Consider the following 18523-nt stretch of genomic DNA (forward strand, 5'->3'; position numbering starts at 1 on the left):
CATCCTCCTGCTCGTGATGTTTTCGTAGCGCACCACCCCATTCGAGCAGGACAATCTCGAACCGTTCGTAGGACTGGAGAGCGACGGCGAACTCCAGCCCGCTGAGCCCGCCGCCGACGACAACCACCCTTAGCACGGTCAGGCTTCACCCTGGACTACCGGTGACGCCAAGAGCGCAGCCAACTCTTCAAGGTCAACTTGCACGCGCTTGTCAATTCGCGACTCCTCAACGCTCTCGAAGTCAATAACGAAAACCTCGGTCATGGACAATTGATAAAAACGCCAAGTCGCTCCTGGGGCGAACTCCGACGCCGGGCGATACCACCATGCGCGGTCGGCCTCATCGGGAAAGTTGACCCGGAAGTAGTACTCCGAAACATTCTCTAATTTCTCGCCGTCTAGGGGCTCACACGTGGCTGTGAACTGCAAACCATCTACTTCTTCCGAAGTGGCCATTGAGTTGAACACAGAGCCTGCTACGGCAGCCCTATCGCCAACGTGTCGTGAGTGCCGAGCCTCTGCTGCGGAGTAGAAATAGAGGTGCGTGTCACTGCCTACGACGTAATTGATGGGTGCCGCCCACACTCCGTCCGCACCGTGCGTGGCGAGCGTGAGGAAACGGTTCTCGCGGATCATCTTCGCCGCTCGTTCGGCGAACTCGTTCATACTCATGAAGGATCTCCATGGTCTGGCAGGTTATCTCGGTGGATGGTAGCCGTGCGTGAGGGCTCACTGATCCCTTACCGGATCAGTGAGCGTGCGGTGAAAGCGCTCATTTCGGTAGGCTGTGTACGTGTGATTACAGTACAACTGCGCCTGCCAGTCATTCACCCCTTCGCTGAAAGGATGTCCAGAGTGGCACGTAGCCGGCTTTGCGCCAGAAGCGGCTGGCGTTCGGATTGTAGGCACTGAACCAGAGGTACGAACCGCAGCATCCCTCCTTCAGTACGTTTCCGTGCAGGTAGTTGGCCAGAGCGGTCCCGACGCCGGTGCCACGCAGGTACTTGGCGACTGCGAAGCTGTTGACGTACAGGTACTTGCCGCGGTGAACGAGTGCTCCCATGCATGATTTTTCCTCGACGATTCGGCAGTCAGCCATGGCGACAACCTGTGTATCCAGCTCGGCCACAAAAGATATCGGCCGGGCGCCATCCACGGTTCGGTGTTCCCACTGGGCGGTCAGGCGCTCCCGGTATCGCGCCCCGAGGGATGCCGGCAGCCGTGCAAAGGGGCTGTAGGGAATGTGTGCATTCACCACTTCCTCGGCCAGCCGAATGAGAGAAGGGAGGTCCTGGGGGAGGGCCGGACGAATCCTCAAGTCTGGCGGGCGGGCGTGGCAGGGTGCCGAACTGATGGCGTCTCTCATGGCAAAGAAGGCATCGAGTTGGAGTCCAATTTTCGATACTATGTCGGCCACTTCAAAGTCTCGGCTGGGCCACATGAAGCTGACACCGTCTGGCGTGAATCTGCGCCAATGGGCATCTAATTTCTGGAGTACGCAGAAAAGAGTCGAGCGATGCTCCTGCTCCGAACGCCCCGAGACGTAGACACCAGCTGTTGTGCCGTTGCGTCGCGGCCAGTAAGCGAGTTCGTCGCTGTCGTTCGGGTGCTCGACGAGAACCGGAACCGCCACACCTCTCGGTATCGCACTGGCACGCTGCGTTGACCAGACGAGGTCGCCGTGCGACTGTTGCGCGAGATATGAGGAAATTTCTGCCGGTTTGGGGCGAGGTATGCGAATGTCGGCCAGAAGCCTTCGCCGGTTCTGGGTCAAGGCCAGCACCGATACGGTGTTGATTTCTTTGGACGTAACCGCATCATACATCTGTGTGTCCCGTCCTGCGGCATTCTTCTGTATAAAGTCGCACACTTCATAGCGTAAGTCCAGAGGTAATCAGCGGAAGTCCATCCAGCTCATGTGATGATAGGGGTTGGTGTGGTGAACTTACCCATGAGTGGATTCCATCCGCCGTTGACGCAGGGCATGCACGCGATCTTCGAAAATACCTGCGAAATCGTCGGGTGTCAGACTGTATGTAGTGCAGGCTGATATTCGTCCCAGCAGGCCATGAAACTTGGGTTCACTTACCTTGGCGTCCCATATCCACGCCAATTCCGACATCGTGGGGCACCAGTCAGGTGTGGGAAGGCGCGGAGTTTTCAGCCCTGCGCTTACCGCTTGCCCCAGGATTCTTACCGCTTCCTGGGCGTGCGCATAGGATCCGGGATAATAAACCGAGATGTCGTGATCGCCCACGTAACGGTCCAAGATATCATCCAGATGCACGGAGGGAACGTACTTCGGGCAGGGCCCGGCCGGGGAGTCGATGGTGTGATCCAAGCGGAGCAGCGCCTCCTTGGACCGTGTTCCGCAAGCGTCGCATTGGTGGTGCTCGACAGTTACATCGTCTCCGGCTACAGAAGCTGTCGCACGCATTCTCCTGAAGCATTGTTGGCATGTAGCCCATATGACTCGTTCACCCCAGGCGGGGTTCACTCTGAGAAGCTCTCTCGTCAGAGAGAGACGTTGCTCGGAATAACTTGCCAGCCATTGAGATCCCGTGATGATCCGAACGCGACTGCAAAAAAAGACTTCCTGAAGGACCCAGGCATTGTGTAGAGCTGTCACATCCGTCAGGCGAGGCTGCGACAGCAGGAGAGCTTCAAGCGTGTCGAATGAGCGACGCACAATGGAGCGGCAGCGTCCGCGGGACGCCACCGGGAACCCAGTAGTGGCCAATGCATGCCGTAGTCCCAAACTCCCTTCCAGGATGCACCGGTACAGCACGGCCAGGTTTTTAATGATTTCTGAGGACTCGACGCTGCAAGCGAGACGGTCCTTTGCGTGGCGACGGGTGATTACCCTCCGATAGTTGACACCCGGAGTTGGCGTCATCCGAGGGATCGGAGCCCTGAACGTGCGTTCATCATCGGCCGCGTCGTAGTCAATGGCGACGTAATTTAACGTCACTGTCGCGCCGGGCTTTGTGGTGAGCCTGGCTATGGAGTCCGCGATGGCTGCGGTCGATAGGACGTATCCGCTCGCAAAAATATTGGGCTGGTGAGCGAAGCGCAATGTTACGTCACTGGTCGTGCGCTGCCGCAGGCGAAGTTCGAGGGCGGTCATACCCAACAGGACGGAAGAATTAAAGTACCTCATGGCTTTGAATCGGCCTTGATGTTGATCGAAATCGTGGTCCAGACCTTGATAATGGCTACGATGGAAAGTGTGAGGCCGAGGATGCAGAATGTCTCTTGGGATAGCAGTATCAACTTGCATGGCCAGTGGGCCCCCGCGATTCCCAAAATGACTGAGACGGTGAAGAGAATACTCGCGCCACCAAGGATGGTGAATCCTCGGAATAAGCTTCGGATGCGAATGTAATCGGAATACCCGAGCTGTTCGCTTTTTGTTACTAGTAGGCGGAACGTGGGCAGCACGAGGAAAATGGCCAAGGATACGGCCGCGAGACTTGCTGACAGAGCCGTGGTGTCGGCTATGCGGTCAGCAGTTGAGGGAGTGAAGTGCAGCAAGTTATCAACGGTCCGCAGCATGGGTCACCAGTCATTGAGGTCTGTTTCGTCGAGGTCCCTTTGTAGGTCCTCGTCGATTTGGGCCAGCCGTCGATAGACTTGCATTGCTTCCCGGTCGTCACCTACCGTAGTGAGCCGATCAAGAAGGTCGATGAACCTTTTCGCCTTGTCGCGAACTGGGCTGCCTGTGCCCAGGATTGCCGATCTGACCTCGAATATTGTATCCGTTCCGAGTTCTCTCATGTTCGGCCACACGTTGATCATCTGCAGGTCTCCCTCTGCGACGCAGAAACTCGGAGGGATGTTTGTGCCAGCAGTTATGATGGGCTGTGCCAAGGTGCGGTTTGCGTCACCCCACGAGACATCGAAACACTCTGCTCCCGTCGTTCCGGTGTGCACTGCGTCCGCCCCCGCAAGCCGACTGAGTTTCGAGATGACCTGCTCGTCTATGCCGACACGGCGATCGGATACGGCGGACGTGGGGGTGGCCGGCCTTGAGACCATCCCGGAGCCCATGTTCGTGGCGAAGAGGCATTTTTCGAGGCCGGCTCTGCTCAAGTCTTCGAGCGTTCCAAGGCCGTGAGTGAACGAGTTCACTATGAAGCCGCCGACTCCTTGCGATGCACCCCAATGTGCCTTGCTGAGCATTTGATTCGAGCTGCCGGTCAGGCATGTGGCATAAATTTTCTTTTTGCCAGAGGAATGGCTTGCCCGTTCGCACAGGTTCGTGAGTACTGGCACACGATTCGCCAGGGAAAGCTCCCCCGGCGGATCGCCGAGTAGGATGTCATCCACCAGCATGTCGACTCCTGCCAGCAGGGCCTCGAGGTAGAGACCTGTCAGGGCGGATAGCGATTGGTACCGAGGGCCGACCTGTAGCGCGAGCAGGGGACGTGTCGGGATACTGAGTAAATTCCTCAAACCTGGGGTCCCGAGTTGGGGCCCGGGTACGTGTCGGAGGTAGCGTTGCGGGAGATCTACACGCTGGAGCCATGCTCCGTCGGCGTAGTTGTATTCGACGACGCTCGTCAGCATCTGTAAGAGGTGGGAAAGCCCTTCAGTGGGTTCCACGCTACTCACAGGGATGGCTAGCGTAACCTCTGACCACGGCGCTGAAGTGCCGATATGTATGACCGCACCGAACTTGCTGGGATCCAGTTGCTGTCCTACCGGCAAGTCTCTTTGTGAACGAACTGTCAGAATGCGCAGCATCTGAACGGCAGATCGCCTGGTGTCTGCTCCGGCGGGTACGGAAATGCTGTACGTTGCCCGTACGTAATCGTCCAGATGTAGTGCGTCAGAGTCGATGATCTGGCTGCGCCAATCCAAATGATCCCCCGGGCGTGGGTTGTTCATGTTGTCTGGCTGATCGAACGAGCGAGACCTCGGTACCTCTTGCCGACCGTTCCTGAGACGAGCGGAACAATCACAGCACATCTGAACTTGACAGGGAAGACATCGAGCAGGGCGACGCGACCGTGCCCACTCCTCGGTGGCACCTCTCTCATCCCGGTATGGAAACCGACGGGCCCGACAAGGAGACAGCCCGCCGACGGGGGAAATCGGCGGGCTGCCTGGTGCCGCAGTGGACTAGTGGACGGAGTGCTCCTCCTGAGGGAACGTTCCGCCGACGACGTCATCGGCGAAGGCCTTCGCCGCGTCGCCCATGACCTCACGCAGATTGGCGTACTGCTTCACGAACCGAGGCATCTTGCCCCCGGTCAGCCCGAGCATGTCCGTCCAGACGAGAACCTGCGCGTCGGTGTCCGGCCCCGCCCCGATCCCCACGGTGGGAATGTGCAGCATCCGGGTGACCTCGGCGGCCAGCTCCGCCGGAACCAGTTCAAGGACGACCGCGAACGCTCCCGCGTCCTGGATCGCCTTGGCGTCCCGCAGAAGCTGCTGGGCGGCCTCCTCGCCGCGCCCCTGGACGCGGTACCCCATCGAGTTCACGGACTGGGGGGTGAGACCGATGTGCGCCATCACCGGGATGCCGGACTCCACGAGCAGCTCGATCTGGCGGTGGGACCGCTCGCCGCCCTCCAGCTTCACCGCCCCGACCCCGGCCTCCTTGACCAGCCGGGTCGCCGAGCGCAGCGCCTGCACGGGCCCCTCCTGGTAGGACCCGAAGGGCAGGTCGCCGACGATCAGGGCGCGCGAGGTGCCCCGTACGACGGCGGCCGAGAGCATGGTCATCTCGTCGAGGGTGACGGGCACGGTCGACTCGTACCCGAGGTGGCAGTTGCCCGCCGAGTCGCCGACGAGCATGACCGGGATACCGGCCTCGTCGAAGACGGACGCGGTCATCGCGTCGTACGCGGTGAGCATCGGCCACTTCTCGCCGCGTTCCTTGGCGGTGGTGATGTCGCGGACGGTGATGCGGCGTGTGCCCTTGCCTCCGTACAGCGCCCTACTGCTGCTGTCGGTGGTCGCCCGGGCAGCCGAAAGCTGCGTCATTGCAACGGCTCCTTCTGTCATCTCGAAGCGCCCTCACGGCGTCTCCGGATCCCCTCCATGGTGGCACCTCGTGCCAGGGAACGGCTAGAGGGGGCACCGGCTCCCGCTCGCTCCCCCCACGGGTCCGTAAGGTCTCGGTAAAGGGTTTCCAATACGAGACGGTCTCGTATCGAATCTCCTCTAGGCTTTTCGGCATGACAACTCCCGCCGTCCCGGCCACCCGCATACCGGAAGCCGTGCACCGGCGCCGCTGGGCGATCCTCGGCGTCCTGATGCTGAGCCTGCTGATCGTCGTCCTGGACAACTCGATCCTGAACGTCGCGATCAAGACCATCTCGACGCCCGCCCCGACCGGCCTGGGGGCCACCCAGAGCGAGCTGGAATGGGCCATCAACGCCTACACCCTCGTCTTCGCGGGCCTGCTCTTCTCCGCCGGCCTCCTCGGTGACCGGCTCGGGCGCAAGAAGGTCCTGCTCGGCGGGCTCTTCGTCTTCGGCGTCGGCTCGGCGCTCGCGGCCTCCTCCGGGACACCGGTCGAGCTCATCTCGTTCCGCGCGGTGATGGGCCTCGGCGCCGCCTTTGTGATGCCGGCCACCCTCGCGGTCCTCATGAACGTCTTCGAGCGCGACGAGCAGCCGAAGGCCATCGGCATCTGGGCGGGCGGCGTCGGCCTCGCCATCGCCATCGGCCCGATCACCGGAGGCGTACTCCTCGACCACTTCTGGTGGGGATCCGTCTTCCTGATCAACGTGCCGATCGTGATCCTCGCGCTGGGCCTGATGGTGTGGCTCGTCCCCGACTCCCGCGACCCGAAGCCGGGCCGGATCGACCCGGTGGGCGTCGTGCTGTCCGTCATCGGGCTCGTCCTGCTCGTCTACGGCATCATCAAGGGCGGCCAGCTCGCCGACTTCACGGACCCCACGGTCCTCGCGACCATCGGCGCCGGACTCGCCGTACTCGTCGGCTTCGTGGTGTTCGAGAAGCGCAGCAGCCACCCGTCGATCGACGTCACGTACTTCAAGGACAAGGTCTTCTCGGCGGCGATCAGCGCCATCGCGCTCGTGTTCTTCGCGCTGATGGGCGTCACCTTCTTCGCCGTCTTCTACACCCAGAGCGTGCGCGGCTACTCGCCCCTGCAGACCGGCCTGCTGATGCTGCCGCTGGCCGTCGCGCAGCTCGTCTTCGCGCCGCGCGCCCGGCTGGTCGTGGACCGCTTCGGCAACAAGGCCACCACCACCGGCGGCATGCTCCTCATCGCCGCCATGCTGGCCGCGTTCGCCGGTCTTGAGGCGGACACGCCGATCTGGATCCTGGAGGTCATCTTCTTCCTCATGGGCACCGGCATGGCGCACATCATGACGCCCACCAGCGTCGTGATCATGCAGGCCCTGCCCCGCGAGAAGGCCGGCTCCGCCTCCGCGCTCAGCAACACGTTCCGCCAGGTCGGCGGCGCCCTCGGCATCGCCGTACTCGGGTCGGTCCTGTCCGCCGCGTACCGCTCGGGCATCGAGGACAAGCTGCCCGCCGCCGCCCGGCACAGCGCGGGCGAGTCCATCGAGGCGACGCTCGGCTTCGCCGCGAAGCTCGGCCCGAAGGGAGATGCCCTCGTCGGCCCGGCCAACGACGCCTTCCTGCACGCGATGCATGTCACCGCCCTGTGCGGCGCGGGTGTCGCCCTCGTCGGCGCCGTGGTCGTCGGCCTGTTCCTGCCGGGCCGCACACCGGCCCCGGAGGAGAAGGAGGCGGAGCTGGTGAGCGCGGACAACTGAGCAGTACGGCAAGGATCCGGTCACCCGGGACGGCCGGTGACCGAACTCCCCGCGCACCGGGGAGAATCAACGGGGCAGCCGGCCGGACACGGGCGGCGGAACAGCGGGATTCGAGAGCGGAGCGAGGACGTGGGCGTCGCGGAGCAGGAGGCGGGGGCGACCGGCGGGGGCGGACCCGCCAGAGGGCGCCCGCGCAGCGAGGCCGTCGAGCACGCGATCGTCGAGGGCGTCATGAAGCTGCTGGAGGAGGGCGTTCCGCTTGCGGACATCTCCATAGAGCGGGTCGCCCGTATCGCCGGTGTGGGAAAGGCCACCATCTACCGGCGCTGGAGCGGGCGCGAGGAACTCTTCTGCGACGTGCTGCGCACCGCCGAACCGCCCGACCCGGAACTGCCCGGCGTCTCCATGCGCGAGGACCTGATCATCCTGCTCGAATCGCTGCGGCAGCAGGGTCTGGCCAACCGCTCCTCGGCGATCATGCACAACGTCCACGCGCAGATGAAGAGCAGCCCCAAGCTGTGGAAGGTCTACCACTCGGCCGTCATCGAACCGCGCCGCCGGAAGACGTTCGACGTGCTGCGCCGCGGCCAGCTCAACGGCGAACTCCGTGCGGACGTCGACGTGGAACTGGCCAACGACCTGTTCGTGGGCCCCATGCTCGTACGCGCCGTCCTGCGCCCGGATGCCGGGCTGGAGGAGGGGCTGCCCGAGCGGATCGTCGACACGGTGCTGGCGGGGCTGGGGGCCGGCCGATCCTGAGCGCTGGTCGGCGACGGCTTTCGGCGCGGGTTCCGATGCGGGTTCCAACCCCCGTGGGAATGTGCGCGTTTCGTCACAGACCGGCCCTGTCGGGCGCGCAACCGGAACCCCTCACGTCGACTCTTTCGTCCTCGTGCCCATACGGCCGTCATGGCACGGCGAGAACAAACGCGATCATCCCCTAGGGTCTTATCCGCAGGGATGGTGTGCACGGCACTTGGTGAGGCGACGGTATGGCGCAGGCGTACAAGACGGAGACGGGCAGCGGTGACCAGGGGTCCGACCGCAGAGAACCCCGGCTTCGGCGCCTGCTCTCCACCCTCCGCAACGACCGGGGCATCTGGCGCCGGGGCATCGTCCTCGCCGCGTTCGCCCTCGTGCTCTCCCTGGTCATGGGGCTGCACGCGCGGATCCCGAACACCATCGGCAACCTCGGCAGCCTCACGGAGACGTTCCTGCCCTGGCTTGCCCTCCTCATCCCGGTGCTGTTCGTCCTCGCGCTGGTCCGCAGGTCCGCCACCGCGCTGATCGCCGTGCTGCTGCCGGCGGTCGTCTGGCTCAACCTCTTCGGCGGACTGCTCGCCGACCGGACCGGCAGTGGCGGAAATCTCACGGTCGCCACGCACAACGTCAACGCCGAGAATCCGGACCCGGCCGGTACGGCCCGTGACGTTGCCGCGTCCGGCGCCGACGTTGTCGCCCTGGAGGAGCTGACAGCCTCGGCGGTTCCGGTGTACGAGCAGGCCCTGGACCCGACGTACAAGTACCACTCGGTGCAGGGCACGGTCGGCCTGTGGAGCAAGTACCCGCTGAGCGAGTCCCGGCCGGTCGACATCAAGCTCGGGTGGACGCGTGCGATGCGGGCCACGGTCACCGCGCCGGAGGGGAAGCTCGCGGTGTACGTGGCCCATCTCCCCTCCGTGCGGGTCAAGATGGAGGCCGGGTTCACCGCGCGCCAGCGCGACAAGAGCGCCGACGCGCTGGGCGAGGCCATCGCCGACGAGAAGCTCCCGCAGGTCGCCCTGCTCGGCGACCTGAACGGCACGATGAACGACCGCGCGCTGAACGGCGTCACCTCGCAGATGCGCTCCACGCAGGGCGCGGCGGGCAGCGGCTTCGGGTTCAGCTGGCCCGCGTCGTTCCCGATGGCCCGGATCGACCAGATCATGGTCAAGGGCGTCGAGCCGGTGACGTCCTGGACCCTCCCGGAGACGGGCAGTGACCATCTTCCGATCGCCGCTCGAGTGAAGCTTTCGGCAACCGGCTCGTAACCCCTGGGAATACTGGGCCTGGGACGCTTTGTTCCGTAGATGAACATAAGCTGTACGGAACTCCGCTCACCCTTTGAAAGGCCCCCTCATGCCCCTGGCCCTGCTCGCCCTAGCCGTGGGCGCCTTCGGCATCGGCACCACCGAGTTCGTGATGATGGGCCTGCTGCCCGACGTCGCGGACGACCTGGGAATCTCGATCCCCACCGCGGGACACCTGGTCTCGGCGTACGCGATCGGTGTCGTCATCGGCGCCCCGCTGCTCGCCGCGGTGACCGCCCGAATGTCCCGCCGCAAGGTCCTGATCGGTCTCATGGTGCTGTTCGTCGTGGGCAACACGCTCTCGGCCTTCGCCCCCGACCACAACTCTCTGCTTGCCGCCCGGTTCCTCAGCGGTCTGCCGCACGGTGCGTTCTTCGGCGTCGGAGCCGTTGTCGCCACCGGTCTGGTTCCCGCCGAGCGCAAGGCTCGCGCCGTCTCGATGATGTTTCTCGGTCTGACCGTCGCGAACATCGCGGGCGTGCCCGCCGCGACGCTGGTGGGGCAGAACTTCGGCTGGCGCGCCACGTTCCTCGGCGTCAGCGTGATCGGGCTGGTGGCCATCGCGTCGCTGGCGCTGGTGCTGCCGCGTGACGGTTCTCACGCCCCTGCCGCCGGACTGCGCGGCGAACTGGCCGCGCTCAAGTCGCTGCCGGTGTGGCTGGCGCTCGGGACCACTGTCGCGGGATTCGGTGCGCTGTTCTCGGCGTACAGCTACATCACGCCGATGCTGACGGATTCCGCCGGGTATGCCGACTCCAGCGTGACGTTGTTGCTGGCGCTGTTCGGTGTGGGTGCGACCATCGGCAACCTGCTGGGTGGGCGTCTGGCCGACCGTTCCATGCGGGGCACGCTGTTCGGCGGGCTTGTTTCGCTGGTGGCTGTGCTGGCTCTGTTCCCGGTTCTGATGGGCACGGCTTGGAGTGCGGCTCTGGCTGTGGTGCTGCTTGGTATGGCGGCGTTCGTCACCAGTTCCCCGCTTCTGCTGATGGTCATGGAGAAGGCGTCCTCGGCTCCGTCCCTGGCCTCGTCCGCCAATCAGGCCGCGTTCAACCTTGCGAATGCCGGTGGTGCGTGGATCGGTGGGCTCACGCTGGCTGCGGGCTTCGGTACGACGTCGCCTGCGGTGGCCGGTGCGGGGTTGGCGGTTCTGGGGCTGGGGGTGGCTGCGGTCGCGTTTGTGGTGGACCGTCGTCGGGTGACGGTTCGTGGCGGGCGGGTTGTTGCCGGGGGTGTTCCGCGGCGGGCGGAGTCGGAGGCGGAGGCCGCCGTTCGGCGGTGACTGCGGTTCGGCGGTGGCCTTCGGTGGTTGGCTGCGGGTGCGTGGGGGCTGGTCGCGCAGTTCCTCGCGCCCCTTGGGTTCGCGGTGGGGCGGGGACGGGCCGGGACATCCGAGCTTGCTCTGTAGGAAGTCGGGTGGGCCGGGAAGCGCGGCGCTCGCACGTCCCGGCCCGTCCCCTCACGTCTCGGAGACGGCTGCCGGCCCGACGCCCGTCCCGTTCAGACGCTCCCGCGCCACCTGTCGCTGATCGGCAGACGTCTGGTGAGGGAGTTCTCGGGGATCGGCGGGGTCTGTCCTCGCTCGGCCGCAGCTCGGTTGCGCCCGTGGCTTCTGCCTTCAAGCGGGCTCCGCCCTCGCCTTGTTCCCAAGCGGAGCTGCGCCCTCGCCTTGTTCCCAAGCGGGCTGCGCCCCTGGCTTTTGTCGTTGGGGGGCGGTAGCCCCTGCTTTTTAGGGGCGCGGGGAACTGCGCGATCAGCCCCCACCGGGCTGCAGCCAACACACAACACCGAGCCCCCACCCCCCTCAGGGGCGCGGGGAACTGCGCGATCGGCCCCCACCCGCCCGCAGGCGACGAACGTGCGAAACGAACCCCCCGCCCCGATCATGGGCACCAATGATCAGACCCCGCCCGACCACAGCCGCCCTCCTGGCCCTCGGCGCGCTCACCTACACCGCCTGGACACTGGAGGTCGTCCTGACGACAGACCTCACCCCCGCCCACACGTACGTGAGCGAACTGGCCGCCCGGAACCAGCCCCACGGCACCCTGTTCCGCACAGCGGACCTGCTCGCGGGCACCCTGGTGGCCGCCGCCGCCCTCCTGGCATCGCTCCGACCGCCCTCCCCGGGGCGATGGGCAAGGGCCGGCTGGATCGCACTCGGACTCTTCGGCGCCGCCACAGCCGTGGACTCCCGCCTGCCACTGAGCTGCACACCCACCGCGGACCCGACGTGCGCCGCACAGGAGCGCGCGGGCCTGCTGCCGTCGGCCCATTCCGCGCACTCCGTGAGCAGCACGGTCGCCCTGTGCGGCATCCTCGTCGCCATGGTGGCCCTCACCCTCACCGCCCGCCGGTACGCGCCCCGGGCGCCCCTCGCCCGCTCGGGCCCCGTCCTGGTGACGCTCGAACTGGCCGCCACCGCCTGGACGCTGGCCGCCATCGCCGCGCTGGAGGCGGGCCACGACGGCTGGGGCCTGGGCGTCGCCCAGCGTCTTCAGGTGGGCGTGATCGCGGTCTGGGTGGGGGTGCTGGCCGTCTCGCTGGTGCGCCACACCGCGACATCCGGCTCACTTCTTCGGCGGGACCCGGACGTGCGCGGCAGGGAGCGTATTCCGTCCCGTTCCGGAGAGGCCCGGCCTTGACCTTCGTACGCATTCTTGGAGCCCCCCACCACATCCGCGTCGACGGCACCGGGCCCGTCTGCGTGCTCAGCGTTGGTCTGGGGATGGCGTGGTTCGACTGGGACCCCGTCGTCCCGCTGCTCGCCCCGCACCGCACGGTCGTCCGCTTTGATCGGCCGGGGCTCGGGCTCAGCGGCCACGCGCGCGCGTGGCCCACGCTCACCGGTGAGGCGGAGCGCATCGCGCGCGTGCTCGACGCGGCCGGGGCCGGGACCGGTGCGCCCGCCACCGTGGTGGGGCACTCGCTCGCCGGGTTCCACTGCGAGGCGTTCGCCCGGTTGTTTCCGGAGCGGACGGCCGGGCTCGTGCTGGTCGACTCCAGCGTCGAGGAGGCACCCCGGGGCAGGCGGGCCCCCGAGTTCTCGGACGCGTGCACGTGGGTGGGCGGCACGTTGCTGGCCGCCGCGGGTGTTCCGCGCCTCCTGGGGCCTCTCCTGCGGCGTACCGCGGTTCGCGTCGGGCGGCACAGTGGCGGTGACCCGGCCTCGGACGATCTTGTGCGGGGTGCCTACTCCACCAGTCGTTTTCTGCATGCCGTCCTTGGCGAGAACGCCCGCTATCGGGATCAGGCCGTCGAACTGGCCTCCCTGCGGGGGCGGGTTCCGCTCGACTCGCCCGTCACGGTGCTTGCCGCGTACGACGGTGGTTCGCGGGGGTGGCTCGATCGGCAGCGAGTGCTTGCCGAGCGGCTCGGTGGTGCGTTGCGTGTGTCCGCGCCTGCCGGTCATCTTGTGATGCTCGATCGTCCTCAGGACGTCGTGGACGCGATTCTGGGGACATGAGTGCGCCCGTCCCTCGCCGAGAGGATGGCTGGCGAGGGGCGGGCGCCCAACACATGGGAAAAGCGTCAGTGGTGGTATGACGTCACATAGCCAGGGGCCGGTGAACCCACCCCGGTGACGTCGTCGTAGCCGCGTACTGCCTTCAGTGAGCTGTCCTTGCCCAGGCTGCGCACGGAGGTCAGCAGGCCCTCCGACGCGTCGAACGAGTTGACGAAGTCCACGCGCGCCACCGCGAGGTCGCGGCCCGTCGGGTGGTCCGTGACGTCGTGGTAGAGCTTCGAGCCGTACCGGTCGTAGATCGCCGGGTTGGCGAAGCCGATCGGGTGCCCGCCGCGCTGCTGCTGGGCGAGCGCCTGGATGCCCGCGATGACCGGCGAGGCGAGGGAGGTGCCGCCGATGCGGTACTCGTCGTACTTCTGTGTCCCGTCCGGGAAGGTCTGCGTCTGGCCGACCAGGAAACCGGTGTTGGGGTCGGCGATCGCGGAGATGTCCGGCACCGTTCGCATGGCTTGCTTGCCGTTCGGGTTCGCGAGGGTGGAGGGGACCACGCCTCGCTGGTAGAACGGCTGCTTCACCGTCGCGCTGGTGCCGCCGCCCGCGCCGGAGGTGTACGCGCCCGGGAAGTCCGTCCAGCTCTTGCCGTCGTCCGACAGCGTGGCCCTGGTCGTGCCCCAGCCGGTCTCCCACTTGTACGTGTCGCCCTTGCCGACGGCCAGCGAGGTGCCGCCGACCGCCGTCACCCACGCCGAGTTGGCCGGGGTGTCGACCTGCTTCGTGCCGGTGTGCGCCACCTCGTCGCCGTTGTCGCCGGACGAGAAGTAGAAGCCGATGCCCTCGATCGCGCCCAGCTGGAAGACCTGGTCGTAGGCGGCCGCGAGGTCCGGCGTCTGGTTGGCCTCGATGTCGCCCCACGAGTTGGAGACGATGTCGGCCAGGTGTCCGTCGACGATCTTGCCGAGCGAGTCGAGCAGATCGTCGTCGTAGCAGGACTCGGCGCCCACATAGACGATGTCGGATGCCGGCGCTACGGCGTGTACCGCCTCGACGTCCAGGGTCTCCTCGCCGTACCAGCCCGCCGCGCCGCACTCCTCGGTCCGCGTGTACTGGGCCGGCAGCACCTGGCTCAACTGCCCGCCGCCGTACGCCGCGTCACCGTGCTTCGCCGCGTACGTGGCCGCGTCCGCCGCGATGGTCGGCGAGGCGTACGCGTCCGTGATCGCCACGGTCACGCCCTTGCCGGTCGCCCGGCCGGCTCCGTAGGCCGCCCGCAGCTGCTTGCCCGTGTAGCCCTTCACGGCGTACGGGATCCTCGTGCCGTACGCCTTCGGGAGCGTCGTCGCGGTCTTCGAGCCGTAGTACGAGGAGAACGGCCCGGAGTTGTGGAACACGGCGTCCGGCGGCGGCAGCGTGTCGGAGTGGTTCGCCTTGTGCGGGGCGTTGTCCAGGCCGGTGACCGTGAGCACGGCGCCGTTGAGGGCGGCGGGCGTCGAGGCCGCCTTGGAGGGCGCCCGGTATGTCTTCCTGCCCTTGGCGTAGTTGTGCAGCTGGGTGCCGAACGCCTTCTCCGCGTCGGCCACTTCACCCGTCACCGAGAGGTAGCGGCGTGTGGTTTCCGTGACGGTCAGGCCCGCCGACTTCAACCAGGCGGTCACCTCGGCCACTTGGGCCTTGGTGGCGCCGAAGCGGGCCTCGGTCCGCTGCGCGCTCAGGTACTTCCCGTACGAGGGCGACGACGGGTCGGAGACGGCCTTGGCGTAGGCGCTCAGGCCCGCCGCGTCCCGGCCGGCGAGATAGACCCGGGCCGAGACCCGGGAGGCGTCCGCCGTGGCTCCCTTGTCCGCCTGGGCGGTGGCCCACAGCGGTTTGGTGCCCTGGAGCGTGTCGCGGCCGGCCGGGTCGGTCGACGCGTGGGCCGCGGGTATGCCGAGTGCCAGCGCGCCGGCGAGCAGAGGCAGTGTCGCCGCCATGCTCACACCGGCACGTACCGCGGCTCGGTTGGATCTCATGGAGAACCCCCTAATGGATCTCTGGATGGGGGTCACTCTTGCGATGAACCGTTCATGCCAGGGGAATGGCGGGGGCATGGCTGGGCCAAGAAGCGCCCAAGGAACCGTATGTGCAAGGGATTTGGGGCGCGATGCCCGACATGAGACGGGTCGCGCCCCGGAGGCATCCCGGCTGGGCTCAGGCTTGCGGCTTCGCGCCGCGCTTCTTCAGCAGGTCGGTGATGAGCTGCATCTCCGACTCCTGCGCCTGGACCATTCCCTGTGCGAGCCGTCGCTCGACGCCGACCTGACACCGCTCCACACAGCCCTTGGCCATGTGCACCCCGCCCATGTGGTGCGCGTACATGAGCTGCAGATAGCGGACCTCGGCGGCCTTGCCGTCAAGCTTGCCCAGCGACTCCATCTGGGCCGTCGTCGCCATGCCCGGCATCAGCGAGCCGTCCCCGGCGGACGGCATGCCGCTCATGTCCATCCATGACATGGGTTCGTCGGCCGACACCTTGGGCAGCTCCCACAGGTCCAGCCAGCCGAGCATCATGCCGCGCTGGTTGGCCTGCGTCTGCGCGATGTCGTACGCGAGACGGCGTACCTCTTCGTCCTTGGTGTGGTCGCGCACGATGTACGACATCTCGACGGCCTGCTGGTGGTGCACCGCCATGTCACGCGCGAAGCCGGCGTCCGCGGAGTCGGCCGCCGGGGCCTTCATGCCGGAGTCGTCGCCGTCGGCGACCGCGTACGTGATCGCCCCGGCCGCCACGACCACGGCCGCGGCGACCCCGGAGATCCAGCCGGCGAACTTCATCTTCCTCACTGCGACAGGCCGTTGGTGCAGGCGGCACCCGGCTCGGGCGTCTGCTTGCCCTGGACGTACGTCTCGAAGAACGTGGCGGCGGCCGGGTCGCTCGCACTCGTCACCGTACGCTGGTGGCCCCACGCGGAGAGCATGATCGGGTCCTTCTGGTCCTCGACCGGGCTCATCAGCGTGTAGGGGGTCTTCTTGACCTTCTCCGAGAGCGCCTTCACGTCCGCGTCCGATGCCTTGCTGTTGTACGTCACCCAGACCGCGCCGTGCTCCAGCGAGTGCACGGCGTTCACGTTCTTGATCGCCTTGGTGTAGACGTCGCCGTTGCAGTTCATCCACACCTGGTTGTGGTCACCGCCGACCGGGGGCTCCATCGGGTACTTCACGTCCTTGGTGACGTGGTTCTGCGTGAGCTTGGTGCTCCACGTCTTCACCCCGTCCTTGCCCGTGACGAACTTCCCCGACGTCGACTTCGAGTCGCCCGACGCGCTGTCCTTGTCGTCTGACTGCGAGTTGATGAGGAAGGCACCACCGGCGACGAGACCGGCGACGACGATCACGCTCGCGGTGATCGTGAGGATCCGGCTGCGGCGCTCACGGGCCTGCTCGGCACGCCGCATCTCCTCTATTCGCGCCTTGCGCGACTGGGACTCTGTCTTCTTGGCGGAACCCATGGGGTGGTCCTTCTGGGGGAAAGGGACAGTCGTGTGGTCAGCTGATCGTAGTGGGGGAGAAGTGGATGTACGTCGAGAGGCCCGAGGAATGGCCAAATGAGAGTTCCGTCCCGTCCCGGAGACGGCAGTGGGCGGCCATTACATGTGCGGCGCTCAACGGGCAAGATAGGCGTCAGAGCAGTACACCTGCCGTACGTGAGGCGTTCAGGCGGAGGTCGGCCGGGCGATCTGGGTCCGCAACGCGCATGAAATGCTGTTGTGGTGTGATGCGCAGGTGCCCGACCGCCTCCCTGGGACGGGAGCAGGCGGCCTGACCAGCAAGATTGGGTGGAAGCGGAAGATGGACAAGCAGCAGGAGTTCGTGCTCCGTACGTTGGAAGAGCGCGACATCCGTTTCGTACGCCTGTGGTTCACGGACGTGCTGGGCTTCCTCAAGTCGGTGGCCGTGGCCCCGGCCGAGCTGGAGCAGGCCTTCGACGAGGGCATCGGCTTCGACGGGTCGGCCATCGAGGGCTTCGCCCGCGTCTACGAGTCCGACATGATCGCCAAGCCGGACCCCTCGACCTTCCAGGTCCTTCCGTGGCGTGCGGAGGCACCCGGCACGGCCCGGATGTTCTGCGACATCCTCATGCCGGACGGCTCGCCGTCCTTCGCGGACCCGAGGTATGTGCTGAAGCGGGCCCTGGCCAAGGCCTCCGACCTGGGCTTCACCTTCTACACTCACCCCGAGATCGAGTTCTTCCTGCTGAAGGACAAGCCGGTCGACGGCTCGCGCCCGACGCCCGCCGACAACTCCGGCTACTTCGACCACACCCCGCAGAACGTCGGCATGGACTTCCGCCGCCAGGCGATCACCATGCTGGAGTCGATGGGCATCTCGGTCGAGTTCTCCCACCACGAGGGCGCCCCCGGCCAGCAGGAGATCGACCTCCGCTACGCGGACGCGCTCTCGACGGCGGACAACATCATGACGTTCCGCCTCGTCATGAAGCAGGTGGCGCTGGAGCAGGGCGTGAACGCGACCTTCATGCCGAAGCCGTTCTCGGAGCACCCGGGCAGCGGCATGCACACGCACCTCTCCCTCTTCGAGGGCGACCGCAACGCCTTCTACGAGTCGGGCTCCGAGTACCAGCTCTCCAAGGTCGGCCGCTCCTTCATCGCGGGCCTGCTGAAGCACGCCGCGGAGATCGCGGCGGTGACGAACCAGTGGGTCAACTCCTACAAGCGCATCTGGGGCGGCTCCGAGCGCACCGCGGGCGCCGGCGGCGAGGCCCCCTCGTACATCTGCTGGGGCCACAACAACCGCTCGGCCCTGGTCCGCGTCCCGATGTACAAGCCCGGCAAGACGGGCTCGGCGCGGGTGGAGGTCCGCTCCCTCGACTCGGGCGCGAACCCGTACCTGGCGTACGCGATGCTCCTCGCCGCCGGCCTCAAGGGCATCGAGGAGAGCTACGAGCTCCCGCCGGGCGCCGAGGACGACGTCTGGGCCCTCTCCGACGCCGAACGCCGTGCGATGGGCATCGAGCCCCTCCCCCAGAACCTCGGCGAGGCACTCTCCCTCATGGAGCGCAGCGACCTCGTCGCCGAAACCCTCGGCGAACACGTCTTTGACTTCTTCCTCCGCAACAAGCGGGCGGAGTGGCACGAGTACCGCTCCGAGGTGACTGCTTTCGAGCTGCGGAAGAACCTGCCGGTGCTGTAGGCGCAGGCCGGAGGGACTCCCTCCGCGGAACGACACGTGGGGCCGAC

15 protein-coding genes are annotated in these 18523 nt (G+C 66.3%); 7 read left to right on the top strand and 8 right to left on the bottom strand.

From position 1 onward, the window contains the following. Nucleotides 1-138 precede the first annotated feature (138 nt). The 5 genes from ACFWXQ_RS43175 to panB all read right to left on the bottom strand — a co-directional run bounded on the left by ACFWXQ_RS43175 (nucleotide 139) and on the right by panB (nucleotide 5991). Complete coding sequence (locus tag ACFWXQ_RS43175; RefSeq protein ID WP_383946009.1) at nucleotides 139-672, bottom strand: pyridoxamine 5'-phosphate oxidase family protein; 534 nt, start codon at nucleotides 670-672, stop codon at nucleotides 139-141. Nucleotides 673-823: 151 nt separating this feature from the next. After that, a complete protein-coding gene (locus tag ACFWXQ_RS43180; protein WP_383946006.1) occupies nucleotides 824-1825 on the bottom strand; it encodes a GNAT family N-acetyltransferase in 1002 nt (333 codons plus the stop codon). Between the two features lie 1331 nt (nucleotides 1826-3156). Then, nucleotides 3157-3555 carry a hypothetical protein gene (locus ACFWXQ_RS43185; protein ID WP_383946003.1) on the bottom strand — a complete coding sequence of 133 codons (399 nt, stop codon included), beginning with the start codon at nucleotides 3553-3555 and terminating at the stop codon, nucleotides 3157-3159. Between the two features lie 3 nt (nucleotides 3556-3558). Continuing rightward, complete coding sequence (locus ACFWXQ_RS43190; protein WP_386270319.1) at nucleotides 3559-4971, bottom strand: RuBisCO large subunit C-terminal-like domain-containing protein; 1413 nt, start codon at nucleotides 4969-4971, stop codon at nucleotides 3559-3561. 153 nt (nucleotides 4972-5124) lie between these two features. After that, nucleotides 5125-5991, bottom strand: a complete 867-nt coding sequence (panB, locus tag ACFWXQ_RS43195) for a 3-methyl-2-oxobutanoate hydroxymethyltransferase (RefSeq protein WP_383946000.1) — start codon at nucleotides 5989-5991, stop codon at nucleotides 5125-5127. Nucleotides 5992-6185: 194 nt separating this feature from the next. Here panB and ACFWXQ_RS43200 point away from each other — a divergent pair, with 194 nt between their 5' ends. The 6 genes from ACFWXQ_RS43200 to ACFWXQ_RS43225 all read left to right on the top strand — a co-directional run bounded on the left by ACFWXQ_RS43200 (nucleotide 6186) and on the right by ACFWXQ_RS43225 (nucleotide 13292). Beyond that, a complete protein-coding gene (locus ACFWXQ_RS43200) occupies nucleotides 6186-7760 on the top strand; it encodes an MFS transporter (protein ID WP_383945997.1) in 1575 nt (524 codons plus the stop codon). Nucleotides 7761-7889: 129 nt separating this feature from the next. Further along, entirely contained in the window at nucleotides 7890-8519 is a 630-nt protein-coding gene (locus ACFWXQ_RS43205) for a TetR/AcrR family transcriptional regulator (protein WP_383945994.1), read from the top strand. Nucleotides 8520-8752: 233 nt separating this feature from the next. Continuing rightward, on the top strand, nucleotides 8753-9790 hold the full coding sequence (locus ACFWXQ_RS43210; protein ID WP_383945991.1) for an endonuclease/exonuclease/phosphatase family protein: 1038 nt from the start codon (nucleotides 8753-8755) through the stop codon (nucleotides 9788-9790). Between the two features lie 88 nt (nucleotides 9791-9878). Next, nucleotides 9879-11108: an MFS transporter gene (locus ACFWXQ_RS43215; RefSeq protein WP_383945988.1), complete on the top strand. Its 1230-nt coding sequence runs from the start codon at nucleotides 9879-9881 to the stop codon at nucleotides 11106-11108. Nucleotides 11109-11721: 613 nt separating this feature from the next. After that, nucleotides 11722-12471: a DUF998 domain-containing protein gene (locus ACFWXQ_RS43220; protein WP_383945985.1), complete on the top strand. Its 750-nt coding sequence runs from the start codon at nucleotides 11722-11724 to the stop codon at nucleotides 12469-12471. After that, the gene (locus tag ACFWXQ_RS43225; protein WP_383945982.1) at nucleotides 12468-13292 is read left to right on the top strand and encodes an alpha/beta hydrolase; all 825 of its coding nucleotides are present in this window, start codon (nucleotides 12468-12470) and stop codon (nucleotides 13290-13292) included. The genes ACFWXQ_RS43220 and ACFWXQ_RS43225 overlap by 4 nt, the downstream gene beginning before the upstream one ends. 65 nt (nucleotides 13293-13357) lie before the next feature. On the opposite strand, the gene ACFWXQ_RS43230 is transcribed toward ACFWXQ_RS43225, so the two are convergent. From ACFWXQ_RS43230 to ACFWXQ_RS43240, 3 genes are all read right to left on the bottom strand, one after another. Next, nucleotides 13358-15298 (bottom strand): protease pro-enzyme activation domain-containing protein, encoded by a 1941-nt coding sequence (locus ACFWXQ_RS43230; RefSeq protein ID WP_383945980.1) that lies wholly within the window; start codon nucleotides 15296-15298, stop codon nucleotides 13358-13360. Between the two features lie 178 nt (nucleotides 15299-15476). After that, nucleotides 15477-16100, bottom strand: a complete 624-nt coding sequence (locus tag ACFWXQ_RS43235) for a DUF305 domain-containing protein (RefSeq protein WP_383945977.1) — start codon at nucleotides 16098-16100, stop codon at nucleotides 15477-15479. Between the two features lie 5 nt (nucleotides 16101-16105). Beyond that, nucleotides 16106-16774 carry a DUF3105 domain-containing protein gene (locus tag ACFWXQ_RS43240; protein ID WP_383945975.1) on the bottom strand — a complete coding sequence of 223 codons (669 nt, stop codon included), beginning with the start codon at nucleotides 16772-16774 and terminating at the stop codon, nucleotides 16106-16108. A 340-nt stretch (nucleotides 16775-17114) separates the two neighbouring features. Here ACFWXQ_RS43240 and glnA point away from each other — a divergent pair, with 340 nt between their 5' ends. Beyond that, the gene (gene glnA, locus ACFWXQ_RS43245) at nucleotides 17115-18476 is read left to right on the top strand and encodes a type I glutamate--ammonia ligase (protein ID WP_384089688.1); all 1362 of its coding nucleotides are present in this window, start codon (nucleotides 17115-17117) and stop codon (nucleotides 18474-18476) included. Nucleotides 18477-18523 lie beyond the last annotated feature (47 nt).

The organism is Streptomyces sp. NPDC058697 (genome assembly GCF_042715345.1).
Classification (GTDB): domain Bacteria; phylum Actinomycetota; class Actinomycetes; order Streptomycetales; family Streptomycetaceae; genus Streptomyces; species Streptomyces liliifuscus.

Coding starts and splice junctions, on each gene's coding strand:
- ACFWXQ_RS43175 (WP_383946009.1), bottom strand. CDS start 672: ATGAGTATGAACGAGTTCGCCGAACGAGCGGCGAAGATGATCCGCGAG.
- ACFWXQ_RS43235 (WP_383945977.1), bottom strand. CDS start 16,100: ATGAAGTTCGCCGGCTGGATCTCCGGGGTCGCCGCGGCCGTGGTCGTG.
- ACFWXQ_RS43180 (WP_383946006.1), bottom strand. CDS start 1,825: ATGTATGATGCGGTTACGTCCAAAGAAATCAACACCGTATCGGTGCTG.
- ACFWXQ_RS43185 (WP_383946003.1), bottom strand. CDS start 3,555: ATGCTGCGGACCGTTGATAACTTGCTGCACTTCACTCCCTCAACTGCT.
- ACFWXQ_RS43230 (WP_383945980.1), bottom strand. CDS start 15,298: ATGAGATCCAACCGAGCCGCGGTACGTGCCGGTGTGAGCATGGCGGCG.
- ACFWXQ_RS43210 (WP_383945991.1), top strand. CDS start 8,753: ATGGCGCAGGCGTACAAGACGGAGACGGGCAGCGGTGACCAGGGGTCC.
- ACFWXQ_RS43220 (WP_383945985.1), top strand. CDS start 11,722: ATGATCAGACCCCGCCCGACCACAGCCGCCCTCCTGGCCCTCGGCGCG.
- glnA (WP_384089688.1), top strand. CDS start 17,115: ATGGACAAGCAGCAGGAGTTCGTGCTCCGTACGTTGGAAGAGCGCGAC.
- ACFWXQ_RS43200 (WP_383945997.1), top strand. CDS start 6,186: ATGACAACTCCCGCCGTCCCGGCCACCCGCATACCGGAAGCCGTGCAC.
- panB (WP_383946000.1), bottom strand. CDS start 5,991: ATGACGCAGCTTTCGGCTGCCCGGGCGACCACCGACAGCAGCAGTAGG.
- ACFWXQ_RS43215 (WP_383945988.1), top strand. CDS start 9,879: ATGCCCCTGGCCCTGCTCGCCCTAGCCGTGGGCGCCTTCGGCATCGGC.
- ACFWXQ_RS43240 (WP_383945975.1), bottom strand. CDS start 16,774: ATGGGTTCCGCCAAGAAGACAGAGTCCCAGTCGCGCAAGGCGCGAATA.
- ACFWXQ_RS43190 (WP_386270319.1), bottom strand. CDS start 4,971: ATGTGCTGTGATTGTTCCGCTCGTCTCAGGAACGGTCGGCAAGAGGTA.